This is a genomic window from Paenibacillus sp. MAHUQ-45 (genome assembly GCF_058133325.1).
Window position 1 is genome coordinate 219084 of sequence record NZ_JBYUPV010000008.1, and the last position, 23288, is coordinate 242371.

Annotated in this window: 19 protein-coding genes; 13 read left to right on the forward strand and 6 right to left on the reverse strand. The window is 49.6% G+C overall.

Annotated elements, in window-relative coordinates:
- Window positions 1-82: 82 nt before the first annotated feature.
- A complete protein-coding gene (locus AC3Y23_RS18650) occupies window positions 83-706 on the reverse strand; it encodes a YktB family protein (protein WP_379201674.1) in 624 nt (207 codons plus the stop codon).
- A 275-nt stretch (window positions 707-981) separates the two neighbouring features.
- Between AC3Y23_RS18650 and AC3Y23_RS18655 the strand changes: the two genes are divergently transcribed.
- The 3 genes from AC3Y23_RS18655 to AC3Y23_RS18665 all read left to right on the forward strand — a co-directional run bounded on the left by AC3Y23_RS18655 (window position 982) and on the right by AC3Y23_RS18665 (window position 4025).
- Window positions 982-1578, forward strand: coding sequence for a hypothetical protein (locus AC3Y23_RS18655; protein WP_379201676.1), 597 nt, complete (start codon window positions 982-984; stop codon window positions 1576-1578).
- A gap of 349 nt (window positions 1579-1927) precedes the next feature.
- Window positions 1928-3343, forward strand: coding sequence for an NADP-dependent phosphogluconate dehydrogenase (gndA, locus tag AC3Y23_RS18660; protein WP_379201678.1), 1416 nt, complete (start codon window positions 1928-1930; stop codon window positions 3341-3343).
- A gap of 175 nt (window positions 3344-3518) precedes the next feature.
- On the forward strand, window positions 3519-4025 hold the full coding sequence (locus tag AC3Y23_RS18665; protein ID WP_379201680.1) for a shikimate kinase: 507 nt from the start codon (window positions 3519-3521) through the stop codon (window positions 4023-4025).
- 23 nt (window positions 4026-4048) lie between these two features.
- On the opposite strand, the gene AC3Y23_RS18670 is transcribed toward AC3Y23_RS18665, so the two are convergent.
- Window positions 4049-4363 carry a rhodanese-like domain-containing protein gene (locus AC3Y23_RS18670; protein ID WP_379201682.1) on the reverse strand — a complete coding sequence of 105 codons (315 nt, stop codon included), beginning with the start codon at window positions 4361-4363 and terminating at the stop codon, window positions 4049-4051.
- Between the two features lie 114 nt (window positions 4364-4477).
- On the opposite strand from AC3Y23_RS18670, the gene aroA reads away from it, so the two are divergent.
- From aroA to AC3Y23_RS18700, 6 genes are all read left to right on the forward strand, one after another.
- Window positions 4478-5770 (forward strand): 3-phosphoshikimate 1-carboxyvinyltransferase, encoded by a 1293-nt coding sequence (gene aroA, locus AC3Y23_RS18675; RefSeq protein WP_379201684.1) that lies wholly within the window; start codon window positions 4478-4480, stop codon window positions 5768-5770.
- A gap of 82 nt (window positions 5771-5852) precedes the next feature.
- Window positions 5853-6287, forward strand: a complete 435-nt coding sequence (locus AC3Y23_RS18680) for a CoA-binding protein (protein WP_379201686.1) — start codon at window positions 5853-5855, stop codon at window positions 6285-6287.
- A 224-nt stretch (window positions 6288-6511) separates the two neighbouring features.
- Complete coding sequence (locus AC3Y23_RS18685) at window positions 6512-8398, forward strand: glucose PTS transporter subunit IIA (protein ID WP_379201688.1); 1887 nt, start codon at window positions 6512-6514, stop codon at window positions 8396-8398.
- Window positions 8395-10161, forward strand: a complete 1767-nt coding sequence (gene ptsP, locus AC3Y23_RS18690) for a phosphoenolpyruvate--protein phosphotransferase (protein WP_379201690.1) — start codon at window positions 8395-8397, stop codon at window positions 10159-10161. The genes AC3Y23_RS18685 and ptsP overlap by 4 nt, the downstream gene beginning before the upstream one ends.
- A gap of 1002 nt (window positions 10162-11163) precedes the next feature.
- The gene (locus AC3Y23_RS18695) at window positions 11164-11670 is read left to right on the forward strand and encodes an RNA polymerase sigma factor (RefSeq protein ID WP_379201692.1); all 507 of its coding nucleotides are present in this window, start codon (window positions 11164-11166) and stop codon (window positions 11668-11670) included.
- A gap of 1 nt (window position 11671) precedes the next feature.
- The gene (locus AC3Y23_RS18700) at window positions 11672-13093 is read left to right on the forward strand and encodes a DUF4179 domain-containing protein (RefSeq protein WP_379201694.1); all 1422 of its coding nucleotides are present in this window, start codon (window positions 11672-11674) and stop codon (window positions 13091-13093) included.
- A 90-nt stretch (window positions 13094-13183) separates the two neighbouring features.
- Here AC3Y23_RS18700 and AC3Y23_RS18705 read toward each other — a convergent pair whose 3' ends face one another.
- Window positions 13184-13708: a type 1 glutamine amidotransferase domain-containing protein gene (locus tag AC3Y23_RS18705; protein ID WP_379201697.1), complete on the reverse strand. Its 525-nt coding sequence runs from the start codon at window positions 13706-13708 to the stop codon at window positions 13184-13186.
- Window positions 13709-13935: 227 nt separating this feature from the next.
- Here AC3Y23_RS18705 and AC3Y23_RS18710 point away from each other — a divergent pair, with 227 nt between their 5' ends.
- From AC3Y23_RS18710 to AC3Y23_RS18720, 3 genes are all read left to right on the forward strand, one after another.
- Entirely contained in the window at window positions 13936-14370 is a 435-nt protein-coding gene (locus AC3Y23_RS18710) for a hypothetical protein (protein WP_379201699.1), read from the forward strand.
- Window positions 14371-14666: 296 nt separating this feature from the next.
- Window positions 14667-15677: a catabolite control protein A gene (gene ccpA / locus AC3Y23_RS18715; RefSeq protein WP_066370851.1), complete on the forward strand. Its 1011-nt coding sequence runs from the start codon at window positions 14667-14669 to the stop codon at window positions 15675-15677.
- A 97-nt stretch (window positions 15678-15774) separates the two neighbouring features.
- On the forward strand, window positions 15775-16470 hold the full coding sequence (locus tag AC3Y23_RS18720; protein ID WP_379201702.1) for a 5'-methylthioadenosine/adenosylhomocysteine nucleosidase: 696 nt from the start codon (window positions 15775-15777) through the stop codon (window positions 16468-16470).
- Between the two features lie 13 nt (window positions 16471-16483).
- On the opposite strand, the gene AC3Y23_RS18725 is transcribed toward AC3Y23_RS18720, so the two are convergent.
- Window positions 16484-17116, reverse strand: a complete 633-nt coding sequence (locus AC3Y23_RS18725) for a GNAT family N-acetyltransferase (protein WP_379201704.1) — start codon at window positions 17114-17116, stop codon at window positions 16484-16486.
- Window positions 17117-17279: 163 nt separating this feature from the next.
- On the opposite strand from AC3Y23_RS18725, the gene acsA reads away from it, so the two are divergent.
- Window positions 17280-19004 carry an acetate--CoA ligase gene (gene acsA, locus AC3Y23_RS18730; protein WP_379201706.1) on the forward strand — a complete coding sequence of 575 codons (1725 nt, stop codon included), beginning with the start codon at window positions 17280-17282 and terminating at the stop codon, window positions 19002-19004.
- 109 nt (window positions 19005-19113) lie between these two features.
- Here acsA and AC3Y23_RS18735 read toward each other — a convergent pair whose 3' ends face one another.
- Both AC3Y23_RS18735 and rpsD read right to left on the reverse strand, forming a co-directional pair.
- A complete protein-coding gene (locus AC3Y23_RS18735; protein WP_379201708.1) occupies window positions 19114-22098 on the reverse strand; it encodes a transglycosylase domain-containing protein in 2985 nt (994 codons plus the stop codon).
- A 344-nt stretch (window positions 22099-22442) separates the two neighbouring features.
- Complete coding sequence (gene rpsD, locus AC3Y23_RS18740; RefSeq protein WP_066370830.1) at window positions 22443-23042, reverse strand: 30S ribosomal protein S4; 600 nt, start codon at window positions 23040-23042, stop codon at window positions 22443-22445.
- Between the last annotated feature and the right edge of the window lie 246 nt (window positions 23043-23288).

The window sequence follows — 23288 nt, forward strand, 5'->3', positions numbered from 1 at the left end:
AAAAGCCGCCTGTTGCACGGATGGATTCCGTACAACAGGCGGCTTTTTACAGGAATTGAAGCGGATGAAGCTGCAAAGCCTTTTAGAATGAATAGCGATACAACGGGAGAAGAGTCTCGAAGGTCTCCTGAATCACATGGAGCAGCTTGTCTCCGTCGCTTAATATAGGATCGTCCCGATCAATACGCAGACCGCAGGTGACTTCAGCTTTCTTGACCTCTTTCAGCTTGCGCGCCAGCTCGTCATATTGCTTGTCCCCCATCTCGGCTTGAAGGGTTCCGCGTGGATCCAGGTGATCTGTCGACCAGAAGTAATTGCCGGGCAGCTGCTGGCGGATAGCTTTACGATGTCTGTTCAACGCTTCGGCAAACACTGTTTTGTTGGAGCTTTCATAGATAATGGCGAAGACTACGAACAAATGACTATGGAACATTCCTACCTGGAAATGGGGCAACGCTTTATATCCGCGTTTGTTGGGCCCCCAGGCGACCCAAGTGTCATTAGGGGCATGGACGGTACGCCGGGCATGCTTGGCAACATGGGGGAACATTTCTTCCCCGCAGAGCGCGGACAGTACCGGGACCAGTTCGGAGCCCAGGTCAGTCAGCTTCGGGCGAACCCGGGCAATCAGAGCGTCCATCCGCGGCTCTAGGCCGGGAATATGAAATACATCAAAGTCTTCCTCAGTAAATCCGGTGAATGGCATGGCGTTTCTCCTTGTAATCGGTTTGCGGCCTGCTCCAAAGCCGCCTACTTGCGGGATAATTGTACGAAAACGTTTGGAGCAGTGCCGTTGCGGGTAAAAATAGTCAATAAACCAAGTTACCGCTACATAAACTGAAGTATAAAATAAGAGTAAGAGTAACGCAAAACGCATTTTGTCGCCAGTGGAGGTTCTGTGATCATTGTTACTTCCGGATCAACGTGGCTTAGGCTTGTGAAGCTGGCTTTGCCGGAGCAAAGCAGTTAGGGGGGAGTGCCATGAACAAAAACGACGAGGTGGAATATTGCAATCTGGAGCTGAGGTTTGAACGAGAGCATATCCAGGACCTGATTAAGGATTTGATTCAAGAAGGCTATTCCCTGTATTGGAGCGAGAACGAGAATGTCTTTGTTATATCCGTTCGTACAGGACGCAAGCTGGTGAAGCTGCGCTTTCAGCGGATCAAGGAGGGCTACAAGCTGGTCGGAGATTATATGATCCGCGATGCCCGGCTGTCCGAGTGGATGGAGAAGCTGATCGGCGACAAGCGGGGCCACGCCATTGTTAAGCGGTTCCGCGACCGGCAGATTATCATTGAGAATATTTTATTTGGCGAAGTGATCCGGCTTGTGGAAATCTCCGGTTATCAGCAGCGTGTACTGTATCAGAAGGGACCGTTATTGTCAGATCAGGAGCTGACGAAGCTGTTCTATTCGGTGGAAGGGGAGGAGCGAATTCGTTCTTGCCGGATTGAGGTTGACGAGCAGCTGGACCTGCTGAGTGAGGCACTGGCTGCTGGAGATGCCGTACAGGCTGCCGAGTGTAAAGAGAAACTTGCCTTATTGATCAAGGAATTGAACATGCTGGAATGGTGAATGCGGACGCCAAGAGCAGATGCTGAGGCACCCTGTGGCTTTAGGGTGTCTTCTGTTTGCGCTGAATTTATACGTTCAGGGGGTTCACTTCTGTGCGTAAAAACGTTAAAATAGTCATTGTGAATCTATTCCTGCCGAGAGCGAGAGAATAAAACGCTTCTCTATTTCGCCATGTGCTTTGCAGTCTCTGGCAAAGGGTGGTATTCTTACATATAGGCAAGTCAAGCTTGTCTATATTTCGACAGGAACGGACAGGCAGTACCTACAAAGGGAGACAATGCCGTTTCTTCTCGATTCAGCGAGAAAATGGATTTCACAAAAATATAGGGTGCAAAGGGTGGAGGACCAGATGGCAAAACAACAAATCGGCGTTATTGGCTTGGCGGTAATGGGTAAGAACTTGGCTCTAAACATCGAGAGCAAAGGCTTTTCCGTATCGGTATTCAACCGTTCGCCGGAGAAGACTCATGAGCTTCTGAAAGAGGCAGAAGGCAAGAATTTGACAGGTGCCTTCTCCGTTGAGGAGTTTGTAGCTTCCTTGGAAACGCCGCGCAAAATTTTGATCATGGTACAAGCTGGTAAAGCAACTGATGCGACAATTGAGTCCTTGCTGCCACATCTTGACCAAGGCGATATCATCATCGACGGAGGTAATGCTTACTTCCCTGACACTGTTCGTCGCAGCAAAGATTTGGAAGAGAAAGGTTTCCGCTTCATCGGCGCAGGGGTATCCGGTGGTGAAGAGGGCGCACTTAAAGGACCTTCCATCATGCCAGGCGGACAAGAGAGCGCGTATAAGCTCGTAGAACCAATCTTGACAGCTATTTCCGCTAAAGTGAACGGAGAGGCTTGCTCTACATATATCGGACCGGACGGTGCTGGTCACTATGTGAAAATGGTGCACAACGGTATCGAGTACGGCGACATGCAGCTGATCGGTGAAGCTTACCATTTGCTCAAAGACGTACTTGGTCTGGATGCTAAAGAACTGCACAGCATCTTCAAGGAATGGAATAGCGGTGAGCTGGATAGCTACCTGATCGAGATCACTACTGACATCTTCGCACAATATGACGAAGAAACTGGCAAGCCAATGGTGGATGTTATTCTTGACGCTGCTGGTCAAAAGGGTACAGGTAAATGGACAAGCCAAAGCTCCTTGGATCTTGGCGTACCATTGTCCATGATTACAGAATCTGTATTCTCCCGCTTCTTGTCTGCTATGAAGGACGAGCGCGTAGAAGCAAGCAAAGTGCTTAGCGGACCTGATGCTCCGAAATTTGAAGGCGACAAGGCTGAATTCATTGAAAACGTGCGTAAAGCATTGTTCGCAAGTAAAATCGTATCCTACGCTCAAGGCTTTGCACAGCTTCGTGTAGCTTCCGATGAATATAATTGGGATCTGAAATACGGCGAGCTGGCTAAAATCTGGCGCGGCGGTTGTATCATCCGTTCCCGTTTCCTTCAGAACATCACTGATGCTTACCAAACTAACCCAGATCTGAAGAACCTGTTGCTTGATCCGTTCTTCAAGAACATCATGACTACTTACCAAGATGCTTGGCGTAAAGTTATCACTGCAGCGGTTGCTCAAGGTGTACCGGTTCCTGGTTTCTCCAGCGCGCTGGCTTATTACGACAGCTACCGTACAGAGCGTCTGCCTGCGAACCTGCTTCAGGCTCAACGCGATTACTTCGGCGCTCACACCTTCAAACGTGTGGACAAAGAAGGCGTGTTCCACCACAACTGGTTGTCTGCTGAATAAGACAATTGAAATAGCCGTAACGGGCGGCCCGGAAGGCCCTGCAACAAGGGGAACCTTCCGGGCTTTTTTTAAACAAACATGATATCCCGCTTGGCGACAGGCCAAGGAAAGCCGATTGTCTAATCTTTTAACCCTGTGTTATGATATGACAAATGTCGCGGCTTGGAGGAACGCAATGACTTCAAATAACATTATTCTAGTAGGCATGATGGCCACAGGAAAGTCTACGGTTGGAGCTATTTTGGCAGAGGAACTGGGCTATGAACTGGTCGACCTCGACCATGTCATTGCCGAGAGTGAAGACCGGAGTATTCCAGAGATATTCGCAGAGCATGGCGAAGGCTACTTCAGAAGGCTTGAATCACAGACACTGGAGCGTATGCTGCAAGGGGAGAAACAGATCATTTCAACCGGAGGCGGTGCTGTACTGGCGCCCGGAAATGCAGAGCTGATGCTGAAGCACGGTCTGGTGGTGGCGCTGACCGCCACAGAGGAAGAGATTTTCGCACGTACTAGTGAAAATCATGATCGTCCGCTGCTCGCCGGCAACGCGAAAGAACGGATCGCACGCATCATGGAAGAGCGCCGTAATGCTTACCGTTTCGCGCATTGCACGGTCGATACAACGGGGCTTACTGCTGTAGAAGTGTCTCAGCATATTTTAATGCATCACCGCGGTTGAGCTTTTAAGTATATTGGCGAGGCTTAGCCCTCCGCAGTTTCATTCCAATCAATCATGCCACCGCTCAGGTTGGCAATCGAGTTATAACCGAATTGCTGCTGCAGGTATTCGCAGACACGTTGGCTGCGGGCACCGGAACGGCAAATGAAGACGACCTCAGCATCGGCGGGAATTTCCTCTGTCCGCTGCGGGATCTCACCCATTGGGATATGTTGTGCGCCATCTATCATGCCGAAGGCAACCTCATCATCTTCGCGCACGTCGATAAGGACAAGGTCTTCGCCAGTGGCTAGACGGTGCCGTAATTCCTGTGCTGTAATTTGGGGAATAGGGTTCATGGTTGTGACCTCTTTTCGTCAGAAGAATGGTTTAATGATAACACAAGCATGGAATACCGTGTCAAACGGAGCCATACACCCGACTTATTTATACAAAAAGGAGCGCTAATTACTATGGACGTTATTGTCAGACCCACGCCAAACCTGCAAGGTGAAATCGGAGCCCTCTCTTCTAAAAACTACACCACCCGTTATCTGCTGGTTGCTGCCCTTTCTGAAGGGACCAGCACAATCTATCATCCGGCTCACAGTGAGGACAGTGATGCTATCCGCCGCTGTATCGCCGATCTAGGCGCAGTGCTAACTGAAGATGAAGAGAAGATTGTCGTGCAGGGCTTCGGTGCACGCCCGAGCAATGTTAAGGAACTGAATGTAGGCAATGCCGGAGCAGTACTGCGCTTCCTAATGGCTGTCGCTGCCCTTAGCCCTGAAGTTACCTTCGTGAACACGTACCCGGATTCTCTGGGCAAGCGCCCGCATGATGATCTCATTACCGCACTAGGCCAAATTGGCGTAGAGGTAGAGCATAACGAAGGCAAACTGCCGATCACCATCCGCGGCGGCAAGCCAAAAGGTGGAAAAATCACCGTTTCTGGTGCGGTCAGCTCCCAGTATCTCAGCGCACTGCTCTTCCTGACGCCTTTGCTGGAAGAGGACAGCGAGATTATCGTACTGGATGATCTGAAATCGAAAGTGGTTGTAGGGCAGACGCTGGAAGTTCTGGAGCAGGCGGGAATCGTGGTGCATGCTGCTGACGATTACATGTCGTTCAAGGTGCCAGGCGGCCAAAAGTATGCTGCCAAGACTTACACGGTGCAAGGAGACTATCCGGGTTCTGCAGCTGTACTTGCTGCTGCGGCAGTAACAAAATCGGATGTGACGATTCAGCGCCTTGCCGAGAAGAGTAAGCAGGGAGAGCGAGCAATTGTCGACGTATTGCGGATGATGGAAGTTCCGCTTACTCATGAGAATGACGTTGTACATGTGCAGGGTAACGGCATTCTGAAGGCTGTTGAGTTCGACGGAGATGCGGCGACGGATGCTGTACTGGCTATGGTAGCCGCTGCAGTATTTGCGGAGGGGACTTCACGCTTCTACAATGTAGAGAACCTGCGCTACAAGGAATGCGACCGGATCACCGACTATCTGGCAGAGCTGACCCGCGCTGGAGCGAAGGTTGAGGAGCGCCGCGACGAGATTATCGTACACGGACAACCGGACGGGGTTGAAGGCGGAGTGACGATCAACGCTCACTATGATCACCGGGTGATCATGGCGCTGACTGTTGTCGGCTTGCGGGCACGCCAGCCGCTGCTAATCAAGGATGCGCATCACGTGGCCAAGTCGTACCCACAATATTTTGACCATCTGAAGGCGCTTGGTGCCGATGTGGAATGGGTAAAATAACTAGACAGGGAGCCACGCTTCCCAAGATTTGATGATGCACCATATGATGAGATCAACCTTATTTAGAAAAGGGGATATGAACATGGGCTTTGAGAATCCTTCCCGGGAGCAGATCGGAGATATTCTGGCATCTGCGGGGAATATTGCAGTGGTCGGGTTGTCTGATAAAACTGATCGCACTTCCTATATGGTAGCAGGGGCGATGCAGAGCAGAGGATACCGGATTATCCCGGTCAATCCTACAGTAGATGGGGAAATCCTTGGTGAGAAGTGTTACCACACGCTGGCGGAGATTCCTGAACCGGTAGATATCGTCAACGTCTTCCGTCGCAGTGAGTATTGTGCAGAGGTCGCGCAGGAGGCTGCAGACATCGGCGCACGTGTGCTCTGGCTGCAGCAAGGCATCATCAATCAAGAAGCGGCGGATATTGCCGCAGCGAACGGCATGACGGCTATCATGGACCGCTGTATCAAGGTGGAGGAAGCCATTACGATGCACGGGCGCAGCCGCGTGTAAGCACAGCATCATGTTCAAACTGGAGTCTGTCTAGGCTTAAAACGCCCTTCTACCGCAAGTTATTTGTGGTGAAGGGCGTTTTTGATAAATAAACGATGCACAAACCAGCGGACATTCAGTATAATAGATGTCTGTGAGCAATCTTGGAAATGATAAATGTATTCTTTTGACAAAACCTGCCGCAGCGCGTACCATTTATTATAGTAAGAAAGGAGAGGGTCGCCTTGAATTGGCTCGGATCTTTGCAGCAATTGGGCAGAGCCATAATGCTTCCTACCATGGTGCTTCCGGCCGCAGCCATACTGCTGAGTGTTGGCAGCCTGCCGTGGTCTGCATGGGGACTTTCTTCAGTATCCGAAGTGGCTACATATGCTGGGCAAGGGGTATTCTACTTTATGCCCTATCTGTTCGCAGTAGGGGTGGCTTGGGGACTATCCAACCAGGCCGGACCAGCAGGGCTGGCCGCTCTCGCAGGTATGTTCACCTACGACCGGATCGTGTCGGGGATGGGAGATGGCCATGTTCAGCCCGCAACACTTATCGGAATTCTGCTCGGGATTGTCGCCGGGGTAGCACATAACCGGTTCAAAAATATTAAGCTTCCAGAAGCGATTCAGTTTTTTGGCGGGTCGCGCTTTGTTTTGCTGTTCATGGGGCTGTTCTCAGCCCTGTTCGCTTGGGTGATGCTCGGTCTTGCTCCGCTGCTCCAAAGCGGACTGGATCAACTGTTCCAGGGAATTCTGAGGACCGGCGGCTATGGCGTATTCCTGTACGGGGTGCTATATAGGGTGCTGACAGCCTTTGGGCTGCATCATATCCTGAACAATGTGTTCTGGTTCCAGATGGGCACGTATACGACGCCTGACGGTAGCTCTGTTGTACAGGGCGATCTGCCGCGCTTTTTCGCAGGTGACCCTACAGCGGGGATTTTCATGGCGGGACTATTCCCGATTATGATGTTCGCGCTCCCGGCCATTGCGTTTGCGATCATTCAGGAAGCTCGTGAAGACCTGAAGCCGAAGATTAAAAAGACGTTTTTGCGTGCGGCACTGGTGTGTTTTTTAACCGGGGTGTCGGAGCAGATCGAATTTGCCTTTCTGTTCGCTTCGCCGTATCTGTTCGCTGTACATACCGTCATGTCGGGTCTGGCCATGGTGCTAACTTATTCACTGGGTATTCATCACGGATTCTCATATTCTGCCGGGGCCATTGATTTCTTTCTGAATCTTCACTTGTCCCAACGGGCGTGGTTATTGATCCCGATAGGAATCGGTTATGGCATTGTTTATTATAATTTGTTCCGCTGGGCGATCCGCCGCTTTCAGATCCCGACTCCAGGTCGCGAGGAAGGCTCGGAGCTTGGCGATTGGGCAGGTAATATACCGTATCAGGCTCCTCTTATTCTGGAGGCACTTGGCGGCAAGGAGAACATCGTACAGGTACAGGCCTGCATTACCCGGCTGCGCCTGACTGTTCATAATGACCGCTATGTGGATGCCGGGGCGCTCAAAGGTCTTGGGTCTGCCGGGATCATTAAGCTGGGTGGCGGCAATGTGCAGGTGGTATTCGGAACCTATTCGGAGCTGATCCGCGAGGAGATCAATAAGCTGCTGCTGCGCGATCTGCCGCAGGTGCTGTTCAGTGCCCCGATGCAGGGCCGGATGCTGCCGATCGAGGAAGTGCCGGATCATATTTTTGCGGCCAAGCTGGTTGGCGATGGGGTGGCTTTTTTCCCGGAAAAAGGCGAGCTGGTCTCTCCAGTCTTCGGCAAGGTCATGCACGTATATCCAACCATGCATGCCGTGGGTATCTCGACACCGGAAGGGCTTGAGGTACTGATGCACATCGGTATAGATACCTCGCAGCTGAAAGGGCCGTTCGAGGCCGTTGTGCAGGAGGGAGACAGTGTGGAACCCGGTCAGCTGCTGGTCAAATTTGACCTCGGCTATCTGCGGGAGCATGCAGCTTCACTCGCTACACCGATGGTGATTACGAACCCTGACCGTGTGAAATCCTGGAGCTATGCTCCATTCAAAAATGTGAAAAAGGGGCAAACTTCTGTAATGTCCGTTGTATTACACGAAAGTAATGTTGGAGGGATTGAAGCATGATACAAGGCATAGGCGCCGCAGCAGGTGTTGCCATCGGGAAGGCTTTTGTCCTGCCCAATTGGGAATGGAGCCTACCGGACACGCAAGTCAACCCGGTAGATCTCGCTAAAGAATTTGAGCGTTTATACGAAGGTATCCGCACCTCCAGAGATGAAATTGAATTTATTAAAAGAGAGTTCAGAGAAGTCGTCGGACCGGAAGAGTCCAGTATTTTCGACGCTCACCTGGCCATCCTCGATGATCCGGTGTTCATGAGTGAGATTCGGGGGATTATTGAACGTCAGTACAAGGCAGCAGAGGTGGCGGTCAAGGAGGCTATCGACCATTTTGTAGCTATGTTCGACCTGCTTGACGACGAGTACATGAAGGAGCGGGCGGTGGACATCAAGGATGTCGGCAATCGTCTTCTGAAGCATTTGCTGGGCGCACCTGAGGTCACCCTCCCGTCCGACACTCAGCCGTATATTCTCGTTGCGAAGGAGCTATCTCCATCTCAGCTGGCTCATTTGAATCCTACTTATGTCCTTGGCATCGTGACGATGATGGGCGGCAAGACGTCGCATTCCTCGATCATGGCCCGGGCACTGGGGATTCCACTTGTTGCGGGGCTTGAGAACAAACTTTCAAATCCCATTCAGACCGGAGATATGCTGGTCATTGACGGAGATAACGGGTCGGTGCAGCTGCATCCGGACGAGGCGACGGTGATCGATTACACTTCTATCCGTGATAAACAGCATAAAAAGCGGGAGCAACTAGAACTGCTGGCCACGGTGGAAGCCGTGACAAGAGACGGGGTGAACCTGCGTCTGGCTGGCAATATCAGTTCGGTGAAGGAACTGAATCTGGCACTGAAATATGGCGCAGAAGGTGTGGGATTATTCCGCACGGAATTCCTCTACATGGATCGTGACTCCTTCCCAAGTGAAGAAGAACAGTTCGAAGTGTACAAACTGGTGGCGGAGAAGGTGGGCGATCATCCGGTGGTGATTCGCACCCTTGATATCGGCGGAGACAAGCATCTGGATTATTTCCAGCTGGCAGAGGAGCAGAATCCGTTCCTGGGGTATCGCGCGATCCGTATCAGTCTAGACCGAAAGGACATGTTCAAGACCCAGTTGACCGCGATTTTGCGGGCCAGTGTCTATGGAAAGGTCAAGATGATGTTCCCCATGATTTCTTCTCTGGAAGAAGTGCAGGCAGCCAAAGCTGTGCTGGCCGAAGTTATGGAGGAACTGGAACAGCGAGGCGTTCCCTTTGACCGGAATATTCCGGTCGGGATTATGGTCGAAGTACCAGCGGCAGTCATGATCGTGGATATTTTGGCTGAGGAAGTGGATTTCTTCAGTATCGGTACGAATGATCTGGTGCAGTATGTACTGGCGGTAGACCGCATGAACGAGCAAATTGCCCATATGTATCATCCTTATCACCCCGCAGTTCTCCGTTTGATCCGTATGACGGTGGAAGCGGCGAAGCATGCCGGGATTGAGGTTAGCGTATGCGGGGAAATGGCTGCGGACGAGCGTTCGCTGCCGCTGTGGCTGGAGCTAGGTATTAATAATCTTAGCATGTCGCCACAGGCGCTGCTGAAGGTGAAGCACCGCACGCTGAACACCGTCGCCGCTGAGGCTCGGGAAGTAGCAAAGGCCTGCTTCCGAATGCGTACAAGCTCAGAGACGGAAGCGAAGCTCAGCGCGTATGCCAAGATTAGTGCCACTGCGCTTGGGAGCAGTTCGGAAGCGAAGGAGAAGACCTCCTGAGGCTGCCGAATACCTGTTGTAGCGTCAATAGCAGATACAGATATTGGATTGAAGAGGCTGTCTTATAACAGGCATATTCCTTGATGAGAAGCCCATTTACTTAAAAATAATGCGAAAATAGAACATGGCGGTGTCCAGGAGATTTCCTGAACCCGCCATGTTCTATTTGTGTTTGACCACATTTTGGAACAAGGGAATGGGCAACCCCAAACTAGAGCCAACCCAACCCAACCCAAAGCCAAAGCCAAAGCCAAAGCCAAAGTCAAAGCCAAAGTCAAAGCCAACCCCACTCGGTCATCGGGCGTGCAGATCAGGTGAAATAAAAGTGAATATCATGCAGCGCTTAAACAACTGGAAAAACTCCTGTTATTGATTCGAAAAAAGAAGTGTTTCCAAAAATAACTGGAAATTCTCCCGTTAATCCATAGGATCCCTCTCGATTTTCTTATAAAGTCGAAGAATAACTGGAGAAATTCCTGTTAATTCGAGAAAAAACCTTGAAAGGGGAGAATTAACGGTACATTTTCCTGTTAAACCAGAGCCAAGCTTTCAAGCTAGCAATGAGGACCTGCGCCGGGCTCTGATCAGTCCATCATGCTGCGCTGCGCGACATGCGTACGGCGGTTCAAGGTCTCGTTCTATTTGCAATGCCTGAGCTTCAGGTTTTGCGTTTGAACTGGGGCCTGCTCTACCGCATCCACTTTTTGAATTGGTGTGATAAAGCTCCCCTTTAGCATAACAGCGTTTATGATTATATCTGTCTACCGTGAGAGGGGCGTCTTCGTCTAGGATTAACTCTATTAATGGACATGTTTTGCTGTCTTGCTTGAAGGGGAGCGTTCGCTTTTGGAACCACCCCTGTTTATATTATAGAGAGGTTTATTTTTCCAAATAGTAAAACCGTTTGTGTCTTGTCGCAGTCAATATATAGGAGAGCACAACGCCAGAGGGTTTGGCAAAAATGCTGCATGAAAGGAGTAACGCTGGGTAATGGAGAGTATAATGACAGCCAAAACAATGGATACAGGCGAAGCGGAAGCCTTTATGCTAATGGTGCAGGAGCAACAAAGACTTCTGTATGGGATCGCCTACAGTTATTTACGAAGTGAAGCGGATGCACTTGAAGTGCTACAAGAGGCTACTTGTCGGGCCTGGATCAAGCGAAGGAGCCTGAAAGATCCGACACGGTTCACCCCTTGGCTCATTCGAATTGTTATCAATTGCTGCAATGATGAGCTTAAACGGAGGAAGCGGGTACTGACCGTGAAGCCAGCAGGATCGGCAAGCGACATAATGGAAATGAAAAGCGATCTAAGACTGGATATGGAGCTGGCGCTGGATGGGATGAAGCCAAAGTATCGACAGGTGCTTGTACTCAAGTATTACAGGGACATGACTATCACAGAGATTGCGGAAATATTGGACAAGCCAGAAGGAACGATCAAAACCTGGCTGAACAAAGGACTAAAGCATTTGCGTGGCAAAATGAAAATTAAGGGGGAAGTATGATATGGCTCTGCGCGAGGAGAAACTTCTTGAAGATTATTTTCACGGGTTGTCATTAGAAGCGGAACGGATACCGGAGTCCCGGATTCATGCGAATGTTCGTCTTGCCCTAAACAGGAGATCACAACATGCCAGAACGTTATGGAAAAAGCGCCTGTGGACAGCAACAACCGCTGCGGTAATTGCCGTGCTCTTACTGGCTTCTGTGGGTTCATGGGTGGTAGAAGGTACGGGGCTGCGGAGTGCGCTCAGTTCTTTTTCGAAGAGTGATCCACTGGGGGCATACCAGGCCATTTTAACTTCAGATACTACAGTATCATCAGCGATTAAGGCGGGATTGATGCAGCGGGTGGATGTCTCCTCCTTGGAAAAAGAGGGTCATGTGCTGACAATTGACGGTATAGCAGCCGATGCTATGGGTATCATTATTCTCTACTCTGTAGACAACAAGACAGACCAAATAACAAAGACCCACCAGATGTCATTGACAGATAGTAAGGGAGCGGTAATAGGTTCTGAACTAATTGGAATGCATCAGAATCTTCGCTTAGGCACTACCCTGAATGTAACACGCCTGACTTGGACGGGAGATGCCAATAATTTACCGGACGAAGTGGAGGTTCAGATTGAACTCGCCAAGAGCGCCGGGAATGATCAGCAGCCTGTTACTCCGGAGCAGCTTATCAACTTATCTGTACCCATCAAAATAGACAAGAAGGCAATGGCAGAGAGCGGACAATCTATTGCATTTAATCAACCCTTAACGGTTGCTGGGCAAACGATACATATCAAGCAAGTGTATGCGGGTGTTACCGGCATCTATGTAGAGACTGCATATGATAAGGATAATACCCAGGATGTTTTCGGAATGCTGAACCCGCGAATATTACTGGGAGATGAATCAGAATACCAAGGGTTTTATCTGCCGCAGCGAATCCGGAAAGAGGGAAGGGAATTTAGTGTATTTAGTAATGATAGTACTGTTCCCAAAGCACCGCTGCGTCTGACTGTTGACGGAATCTATGCCTTGGAGCCTTCCAAGAGAGAACTAGTCATTGATACAGATAGGCAGCAAATTGTGAAAGCACCAGATAATGCACTCACAGTAGAAATAGTACAGGATTCCGCTGAGTATCAATTAATTGTTTTGAAGCATCATTTAACAGATAGTAACAAATTAAGCCGTGATGGCAATTTAATCATGAACATGTCGTTTAAGGATGGCAAGGGACAAGTCCATGAATATGATCAGTCTCCTCACAACTTTGACCTTACTAATTTATTAAAATCCAAACCAACGGAGTTGAATGAATCCGGCCTTAATCTGTATTTTATCGGAAAAGAAAAACTTCCTCAGCCGTTGACGTTTACGCTGGACAGCTATCCTAACGCCATTAAGAACGTAAAGACCATTCGGTTGCGGTGATAGACGCTGAAAAAAACAGCAGGCCCTGCACTTCAAGACAAGCTTGAAGGAGGGCCTGCTATGTATTCTTTTAAGGCTTAACGTGCGTCTTTACTCCCCAGCCAGTGCGTCGCAAAAGGCTTTGCCGTATGGCGGTAAATCGGGCGGACGGCGGGCGGAGATAATGTGTCCGTCAGTCACAACAGGTTCATCCTTCCAGATGGCGCCTGCATTCTCCATATCATCGCGGATTCCGGGAGTAGAAGTAACGGTCACACCCTCCAGGATTTTTGCCGAAATGAGCACCCAGCCGGCGTGGCAAATCTGCCCGATCGGTTTCTTGGCTGCATGGAAATCCTGTACGAGCTTCAGCACTTTACTGTAGCGGCGGATTTTGTCGGGCGCCCAGCCGCCTGGTACTAGAATGCCGTCATAATCGGCGGCGTCAAGCTCGTCCCAGGAATATTCGGCTTTGGCGGGAACACCATATTTGCCGATGTAAGTTTTATCTTTTTCGAGTCCAGCCAGATGAACCTCCGCGCCTTCCTCCCGCACCCGGTAGACAGGGTACCAAAGCTCCAAATCCTCAAATTCGTCATCCACTAGTGCAATGACCTTCTTGCCGTGTAGTCTCATTACTGGAGTCTCCTTCCTGCATCTATTAGCTATTCTCATTCATTCTATCAAATTTAAAATTTTAAGTCACACAAGCTGTGGATATGTATAGTTCAATTGCCAAATTAATCATTATATGCAAATGAGAAGGATTCGGGAGGGCGAAGTCGAATATAGAAGTAAAAAGTCGGAACCTGCGTGCTTTTTAATATAGGCTTGAGGTGTGGCAGATGTGGAAAGATAACTTGATGGAAAAAGCATGCGGTTGCGGCGGTGACATGACTATACATATGCATACGCTTGTGTACAACACAAAGATCAAAATCACAGATGTGCCCGTCTATACTTGTGAGAGTTGTTCGCGTTATGAACCGCTACCCGTCATCAAGCCAGCATTGGGCGAACTAGTGCAGCAATTGGGGATAGAAGGAATTGCGGGCAGCAAGGTATCCTTGGCGGACGGCAGTGAATGGGCCTTTGTACTGAAAGAGACGTTTTCTAAATTTAGTGGCGAGAGTTTATCGGAACTTGAAGAGGAGATCCGCAAGACGGTTCAGAGCCGAATTGATCTTTTGCTGGACATTTACAGGTTCGCGGGGAACTCTGGGGATGGTGAATGGATGCGTGAAACGGGTGAGCGACTGTCACAATTGACCTTGAGATCGACACAAAGTGTCAAATAAGTTACAGGAAAAGGATGAGCAGTGGATGTTTTCTTGTTTTCAGGAAATTTTTCTGCAAAATCAATGAAAATTTTTCACGAAAGTTGGATTTTTCACTCACTTTTTGTTACGATAGAAAGAGGTTACATGATTGCACCAATAGGGACGCGGGTTGAATGACGTTCCGAGGTAATGCTTCTGCCATGAAAAGATTTTTGAAAGGAAAATGAAGCGTTATCATTGCACAAATGTACAAAGTGTCGTATCATAATTTTAATTAGTCGAACGATAAAATTTATCGCAATGGAGAGAGTAATTTGACGGTAACCATTTACGATGTAGCGCGAGAAGCAGGCGTATCTATGGCTACGGTATCACGGGTTGTGAACAATAACCCCAACGTGAAGCCGCAGACCCGGAAGAAAGTGTTTGAAGCGATTGAGCGTTTGGGCTATCGTCCAAATGCCGTGGCAAGAGGACTTGCCAGTAAGAAAACGACAACTGTCGGTGTCGTAATTCCTGATATTTCCAACTCGATATTTGCAGAAATTGCACGCGGGATTGAAGATATTGCCAACATGTATCATTACAACATCATTCTCTGTAACGCGGACAAGCGCAAAGAGAAGGAGATTCGTGTTATTAACACATTGCTTGAGAAACAAGTGGACGGGCTGCTCTTCATGGGCGGTACAGTAACGGATGAGCATATTCAGGCATTCCAGACTTCTGCTGTTCCAATTGTGCTCTGCGCAACCCGTGACGAGAAGGGAACGTATCCATCTGTGGATATCGACCACGAAACGGCAGCTTTCGACGCGGTGAACACCTTGATCCGCCACGGACACCGTGAAATTGCTATGATTAGTGGCACTCTGCAGGATCCGGCGAACGGCTATGCTCGATTCCAGGGGTACAAGAAAGCCTTGGAAGCAGCTGGCATTGAGTATCAAGAAGATTTGGTGCGTATCGGTAACTATCGTTACGAATCCGGTGTCGAGGCCATGAAGTACTTCCTCGGCCTGAAGAAGAAGCCAACCGCGATCTTTGCCGCAACGGATGAAATGGCGATCGGTGCCATTCATAGTATCCAGGACGAAGGTCTGAAAGTCCCAGATGATTTCTCGATCATCAGTGTCGACAACATTCGGATGGCCTCCATGGTCCGTCCGCTGCTGACAACCGTAGCCCAGCCAATGTACGACTTGGGTGCGGTAGCAATGAGACTTTTAACAAAGCTTATGAAGAAAGAGACCGTAGAGAATGCCCGTGTTATTTTGCCGCATGAGACGATTCTCCGGTTGTCTGTCAATCATCTGAATAAGTAATTACGGATTTGGATATGTATAGCATGGAAAGCTCCTTCTGGAGCTTTTTATGCTTTATACACTATAAATTTTATTGAACCATGGGAGGAATCTACATATGAGTGAAGTAATCGGAATTATCGGGGCTATGGATGAAGAGATTCAATTGATGCTGGAGGAAATCAAGAACCGTGAAACGGTAGTGAAAGCAGGCATCAGCTACCACGTGGGTACTATTTTTGATAAACCGGTAGTTCTGTGCAGATCCGGAATCGGCAAAGTTAATGCGGCAGTAACTACACAGATCCTGCATGACTCCTTCGGGGTATCCAAGGTCCTGTTCACAGGCGTTGCTGGTGCAGTACACCCTGATCTGAACATTGGGGATATCGTGATCTCTTCGGAATGTATGCAGCATGACATGGATGTCACGCCACTTGGTTATCAAAAAGGGATCATCCCGGATCAGGAAGTGTCCTCGTTCCCTGCGGATGCTGACCTTATTGCCCTGGCTGAAAAATCCTGCCGTGAGCTGAACTGCCACTACGAGATCGGTAAAGTGTTGTCCGGGGATCAATTTATTGCCAGCAGAGAGGTAGTAGCTTCGCTGAGACAGGAAATGAATGGTGCTTGTGTCGAGATGGAAGGAGCGGCGGTTGCTCAGGTGTGTTTCATGAACGATACACCGTTTGTTGTCATCCGCTCCATGTCTGACCGTGCTGACGGCTCTGCAGAAGTTAACTATAAAGAGTTTACCATTGAGGCTTCCCAGCGTTCCCATGCCATCCTGGCACAAATGCTGCAAGCCCTGTAAATTCTGCTGTTTCTTAATACATGAACCGCTGCCTGAAACGGACGCGGTCAAAGGTTTCCTGTGAGGACATCGGTACCTCCCGGCCAATTCGCACCATGAGGCAATTGGCCGGATGGGAACATATCTCCGGATCATCCGTCGCATACCACACCATATCTACGGTTTTCATCAGCTTCTCCATCATCTGCCGGTAGCCCCACACATCCAGCCCGCTACCCTTCAAATCCCAATGCCAATAATATTCTGTAGTGAATACAATGCAGTTCTCCAGTTGTTCTCCTTCAAAGGCGGTGGAAATCATCAGCCTGCCAAGTCCAGCTCCGCGATATTCATTTGCAACCTCAACGGCCCCCAGCTCGACAAGATCTTTCATACCGCCCTGAGACCACAGTTCCATTTCGTCAGGATAGTGAAAAGTTACATAACCTATGATAATTCCTTGATCTATTGCGGCAATAATACGCCCTTCAGGCAGTTCGGCAATTTCGATTAATGCTTCGAGCTGCTCTGAAGGCTTGCGAAAAGCATCCAGATCACGGTGGATGTCCAGGTCTCTGATGTCTTCAGGTGACAAGGGACCGTTAACTGTGAGCGTTTTACCGTTATAATTGAGGGAATGACTAATTGGAATCTTACGGTGCTCCATAACTGACTCCTTTCAAGAATATTATAAAATATGGAATGTAACCGTTTGCTATGATATACTGATTCAGACATAAAATATTCACAAATGCTGCATTGACATCATTAATTATGAAAGAAGTCTCACCCTTAAAGCTTAATTCAAAGAAGTGAGGGAGGCAAGAGTGATGGGTCAAGTTCACAGCGAAATTTTGCCGGGGCGTGTACAAAGCTCCAATATGCCGGATTATGCCCAGGCAGTAGCCGATTTTCGCTGGGAGGATGTGCATAGACATTTCTCCTGGTTCGAGAGCGGCAAGGTCAACATGGCCCATGAAGCAGTGGACCGGCATGTTCAGGAAGGACGGGGAAACGCCACAGCGCTGCTCTATAGTGATGCTGTACGTGCGGAAAGGTATACCTTTGCCGATCTGCGGGAGCGTTCTAACCGGTTTGGAAATGTGCTGCGAAAGTACGGAATCGGCAAAGGCGACAGGGTGTTTATTTTTATGCCGCGCCAACCGGAACTGTACTTCAGTCTGCTAGGGATTTTAAAAGTCGGAGCCGTGGTGGGTCCGCTCTTTGAAGCGTTCATGGAGACGGCCGTCAAGGACCGGCTTGAGGACAGTGGAGCCGTTGCACTGGTGACAACGCCCGGTCTCCTTCACCGGGTGAAACGGGAGGAACTTCCTAACCTGCGTCATATTATTTTGGTGGGAGACGGCCCGGATGCTTATGAGGGAACCTTGCGTTATGAGGAAGAAATGTCCCAGGCCTCACCGGAGCTGGAACCGGAATGGCTTACACTGGATGATGGCTTGATTATGCACTATACCTCAGGCTCTACGGGCAAGCCCAAAGGGGTCTATCATGTTCAACGAGCAATGATACAACATTATTATACGGGTCAGGTAGTGCTGGATTTGCGCCCGGACGATATCTACTGGTGTACCGCAGACCCAGGATGGGTCACAGGCACGTCGTATGGGATTTTTGCCCCATGGCTGAATGGGGTAACGAATGTGGTTCGGGGTGGACGTTTCAGCCCGCAGGATTGGTATAAAACGATCGAACGCAATGCTGTCACGGTATGGTACAGTGCGCCTACGGCTTTCCGCATGCTGATGGGAGCGGGGGAGAGTCTCCTGCAGGACATTGATTTAAGCAGCCTGCGCCATGTTCTGTCCGTCGGGGAGCCGCTGAATCCGGAAGTAGTGCGCTGGGGCGACAAGTTCTATAATCAACGCATTCACGACACCTGGTGGATGACGGAGACCGGCGCACAGCTGATTTGCAACTACCCGGGCATGGACATCAAGCCAGGCTCAATGGGACGTCCGTTGCCGGGCATAGAGGCCGCTATCCTGGATGACAAGGGCAATGTGCTGCCGCCGTATTCCATGGGGAATCTGGCGATCAAGACGTCCTGGCCGTCCATGATGAGTACGATCTGGAACAACCAGGCCAAGTATGAGGAATACTTCCGTATTCCGGGCTGGTACATCTCGGGGGACTCGGCTTATATGGACGAGGACGGCTACTTCTGGTTTCAGGGCCGGATCGACGATGTCATCAACTCGTCAGGTGAGCGGATCGGCCCGTTCGAGGTGGAGAGCAAGCTAGTGGAACATCCGGCGGTAGCGGAAGCTGGTGTCATCGGCAAGCCGGATCTGACACGAGGCGAGATTATCAAGGCCTTCATCTCCCTGCGCGAAGGCTACGAGCCTACGGCAGCGCTGAAGGAAGAAATCGCAGCATTCGTCAAAGCAGGGCTCTCAGCCCACGCAGCGCCGCGTGAGATCGAGTTCAGGGAGAAGCTGCCCAAGACCCGCTCTGGCAAAATCATGCGGCGGGTACTCAAGGCTTGGGAGCTGCATCTTCCTGCAGGTGACTTGTCGACGATTGAGGATTAAGCCTATTGGTAGCAAAAAAACACCGTTCCTATGAAAATCAGGGAACGGTGTTTTTGGTATGCACTGTAAGTCTTGAACCATTAAACCAATTGCGTAAGCAGTAAGGTCTTTAGTGGGTAGTCACGCCGCCCGTATTGGCTCCAGCTCCGCTTGTATTGGCGCCAGTTCCGCCCGGGGCGTTGGCACTGTTATTACTATTGGCGCCTCCCGCGGGCGGGGTGTCTGTGCTTCCCGCTGGCTGTAAGATAATACCGGGGTCATCCGGACCGCCTACCTCCGGATTATCGGAGCCTGGAGTAGGCTCGCTACCGTTATCCGTGGAATCCGGAGGATTCGTCGGTTCCGGTGTAGCGATCGGCCCACTGACTATAGTGCCCGAAGCCGTCTCATGTCCGCCTACATCAACTGCAGTGACATAGAAGCTAGCATTGGCGCCAGCCGGTGTGCTTGATTGGAATACGGTGCCTTCACCTACTGACAGTACCGCCTGCTTCTGGAAGGAGCCGCCGTTCAGTGAACGGTACAGGCGATAGCCAACTACATCCGGTGAACCACTTGGTGTGAAGGAGATCACCGCTTTGCCGGTGCTGTAAGACACATTGACATTACCCGGAGGAGTAGGCGGATTGCCATCATCTACCCGTGGATCAACCTCAGCTGGTACATCGCTCTTCGCATCCGCTGGCATGTAATAGGATAGCGATTCGTGATCTTTCATTTTTGTGAAGGCAGCCAGCAGCTCTTTAACCAATTGCTGAATCGACTTTTCACGTTTCACCACAATTTTTTCTTTCAAGAAATCATCAGGTGTCCCATCGTGCGGAATATAGTTGACACCGTTGTAGGTGATATATGTGGCTTTGGAAATGCCGTCATCGCTGGTGGTTGGCACATATTTGGCATTGAATAGATCGGTATTGAACCGATCTGTCAGGCTGGTTGGCAGCTTGCCGCTATATGCAGACACTGTTTTCTTCACAATACCTTCCGGCTGTACAAATTTATCGGTGACGAACAGATCAGGTTGTTTCTCAATGACCGCATTCATGACCTTGGCCCACAAGGATTGCGCCTGACGTCTTTGTGTGTCGCCTTGCAGCGTGTTAATCTGCTCTTTGTAGCCGACCCACATTCCAAGTGTTACATCAGGCGTATAACCCATAAACCAAACATCCGCATAATTTTGCGTGGAGCCGGTTTTGCCGACGATTGGAATATCTTTGAAATGCTTGTATTTACTTTTAACGGTGCTGGCCGTTCCGTCGGTAATTACAGTACGCAGCATATCCGTCATGAGATAAGCAGTCTGCTCGGAAAATACTTGATCGGGATTAACCTTGTGCTGATAGACGATTTTGCCTTCCGAATCGACGATTTTATCGATCATATAGGCATCGTTAAAAGCACCCTTGTTGCCGATTGCTGAATATGCATTGGTCAACTCTTCGACTGATACACCATAGCGCAATCCGCCGAGAACCCCTGTTTGGGCACTGTAATCTTGTTCCTGAATCGTTGAAATACCAAGCTTCTTCGCAAAAGCCCAGGCATTATCAATTCCGACCTTCTCATTGAAAAGCTTCAGAGCGGGCAGGTTAAGCGATTTATTCAGTGCATAACGGGCGGTGACAAGGCCCTGATAACGATTATTGGCGTTCTTCGGAATATGGAAACCTTTCCCGCCATCTTTTAAAATAATCGGGGCATCATCCAGTATTCCTGCTGGCTGAATCAAACCGGCATCCAGGGCTGGCAGATAAGCAGCGATTGGCTTCATGGTGGAGCCCGGTTGACGAACCATCTGTGTAGCATAGTTCATCTGCTCGATGTTGAAATCGCGTCCTTCGATCATCCCGAGGATGGCCCCGGTCTTGTTATCGATCATCATACCCGCGGTCTGTTCAATCCCCTTGGTTTTGCTGTCCTTAGTGAAGTTAGAACTATCCTCGGAGATGCTATGCATCGCGCTGTATACCTTCTTGTCAATGGTAGTGTAGACGCGGTACCCACCAGTCATCAACTGCTGTCTGGCTGCTTCCAGAAGCTGTTTGTTGTCTGCAGGGGTCTTGCTCGTGCCTGTGGTGCCTGTTGTGTTCGTACCCTTGGCATCCGTCTTGTTCTGATTCAGTGACAGAAGGATCTCCGCAGCCTTACGTTCGGTCTCCAGCATCAGGTATGGATAGGTAGCATAAGCCTTCTTGGTGTAAGGAGCCAGGGAGCCCTTGATGTCAAAGGCCAGCGCCTCCTCATACTGGGAGTTCGTAATTTTGTTCTCCTCAAGCATCCGGCGCAGTACAAGCCGCTGACGGTCCAGAGCCCGCTTAAATGCAGTCTCGTTGAACTCGCCAGTACCGCTGAACGCGGAATAGGCGGAAGGAAGCTGCGGAAGACCCGCCAAATAAGCTGCCTGGGCTATATTCAGCTTATCCAGATTATCCTGACCGAATATTCCCTTAGCTGCAGCCTTGATCCCGTATACGTTGTATCCGTTGGACCCATTGCCGAAGGGTACCTTATTAAGATATGCTGTTATAATTTCTTGTTTGGACAGGAAGCGCTCCAGTCGCAGCGAGAGCAGAATTTCCTTAACTTTGCGATCTTCCGTTTTGTCCAGATTAAGGAATACGCGTCTAGCCAGCTGCTGGGTAAGCGTACTGCCTCCAGTCTGAACGGATTCGTTCAACAGCTTCTGCTTGATAGCACGTAGAGTACCGTTAAGATCTATTCCTTTATGTTGGTAGAAATTATTATCCTCGATCGCGAGGACCGCATCAATCACAATCTGGGGAATATTATTGTACTCAACCAGCCTTCGGTCTTCTTCTGTACGAAGCTGGCCGATCGGTGAGCCGTCACGGAAATAGGCAAATCCAGTGATAGCGTTCTGGCTGACTTGCTGCTGGATAAACTGCTCGGAGCGAATTGGGTCATCTTTCACAATAGATGTAATATAGCCGGCCATCGCACCTCCGGCGAACAGAGTACCCAGTACGCCGAGAATGAACATCCATTTCACTACAGAACCAAATCTGCGAAGCCAGGATCTGCGGGGGGGACGCTTCTTGGCGTTTTTTTTCTTCTTCTCCTCAACCATCGACGATAATCCTCCTTTTAACGGAACTATTATAGCACAAATTGACGATTTTGAATGCGTTCCCGTTGTAATCCTGTTTTTAGAAGGGGTTGACATACGCTAACAAAGGGGGAATGGCTTGGGTTTCTTTGCGGAGCGATGTGGATTTGGGTGGAATCGACTAGAAGCTTAATTTGCTAATCCAAAATTCGAGGTTACGAACTAGAGGGAGGCGCACCAAGAAGCGGACAGGATCCCAAAATAAGGATTGTGCGAAAAATATAGGAACGGTTGGGTGCCCTAATATAACAAAAAGCCCCCGGATAAATCCGGAGGCTTTCAGCATACTCGCCGTAAGCGAAATATTAACGGTTGTAGAACTCGACGATTTGTTTCTCATCGATATCCTGGGACAGTTCAGCACGCTCTGGCAAACGAATGAATTTACCTTCGAAAGAAGCGTCGGAATATTCCAGGTAACCAGGAAGGTGGGAACGGTTAGCAAGAGCTTCCTTGATGGAAGTCAAGCCTTGGCTTCTTTCACGAAGACCAATTACGTCGCCCAGTTCCAGACGGTAAGAAGCGATGTCAACTTTTTTGCCGTTAACAGTTACGTGACCGTGGGATACCAACTGACGTGCACCAGCACGGGAGTTAGCAAAACCAAGACGGTAAACGAGGTTGTCCAGGCGGCTTTCAAGCAAGAACATGAAGTTTTCGCCCGCGATACCTGGAAGCTTTTGTGCTTTGGTGAAAAGAGTTTTAAATTGCTTTTCGCCCAAGCCGTACATGTGACGCAGTTTTTGTTTTTCCAAAAGCTGCATTCCGTAGTTACTTACTTTTCTACGTTGGTTAGCGCCGTGTTGTCCTGGTGGGAAAGGGCGTTTCAGGTCTTTGCCTGTACCGCTAAGGGAAATGCCCAGACGGCGGCTGAGTTTGAATTTAGGTCCGGTGTAACGTGCCATGTTAAAGTAGACTCCTTTATAATTGAAATTTCAGGTTAGGGCCTATTTGCGCCGCTTAACGTATTCAGTGGAGGTTAATAGGTCCACACTGCCGGGGAAGTTCAGCCGCTGCCCTGACAGTAACGATAAGCGTGAGGGTGACACAACCTTACGCCCAAGTAAAAGACCATTACAGTCTTGTTCAACAATAAATATTATATGAAAATAACAGGTAAAGTCAAGTAGAGATTAAAAGTGAATTTGTCA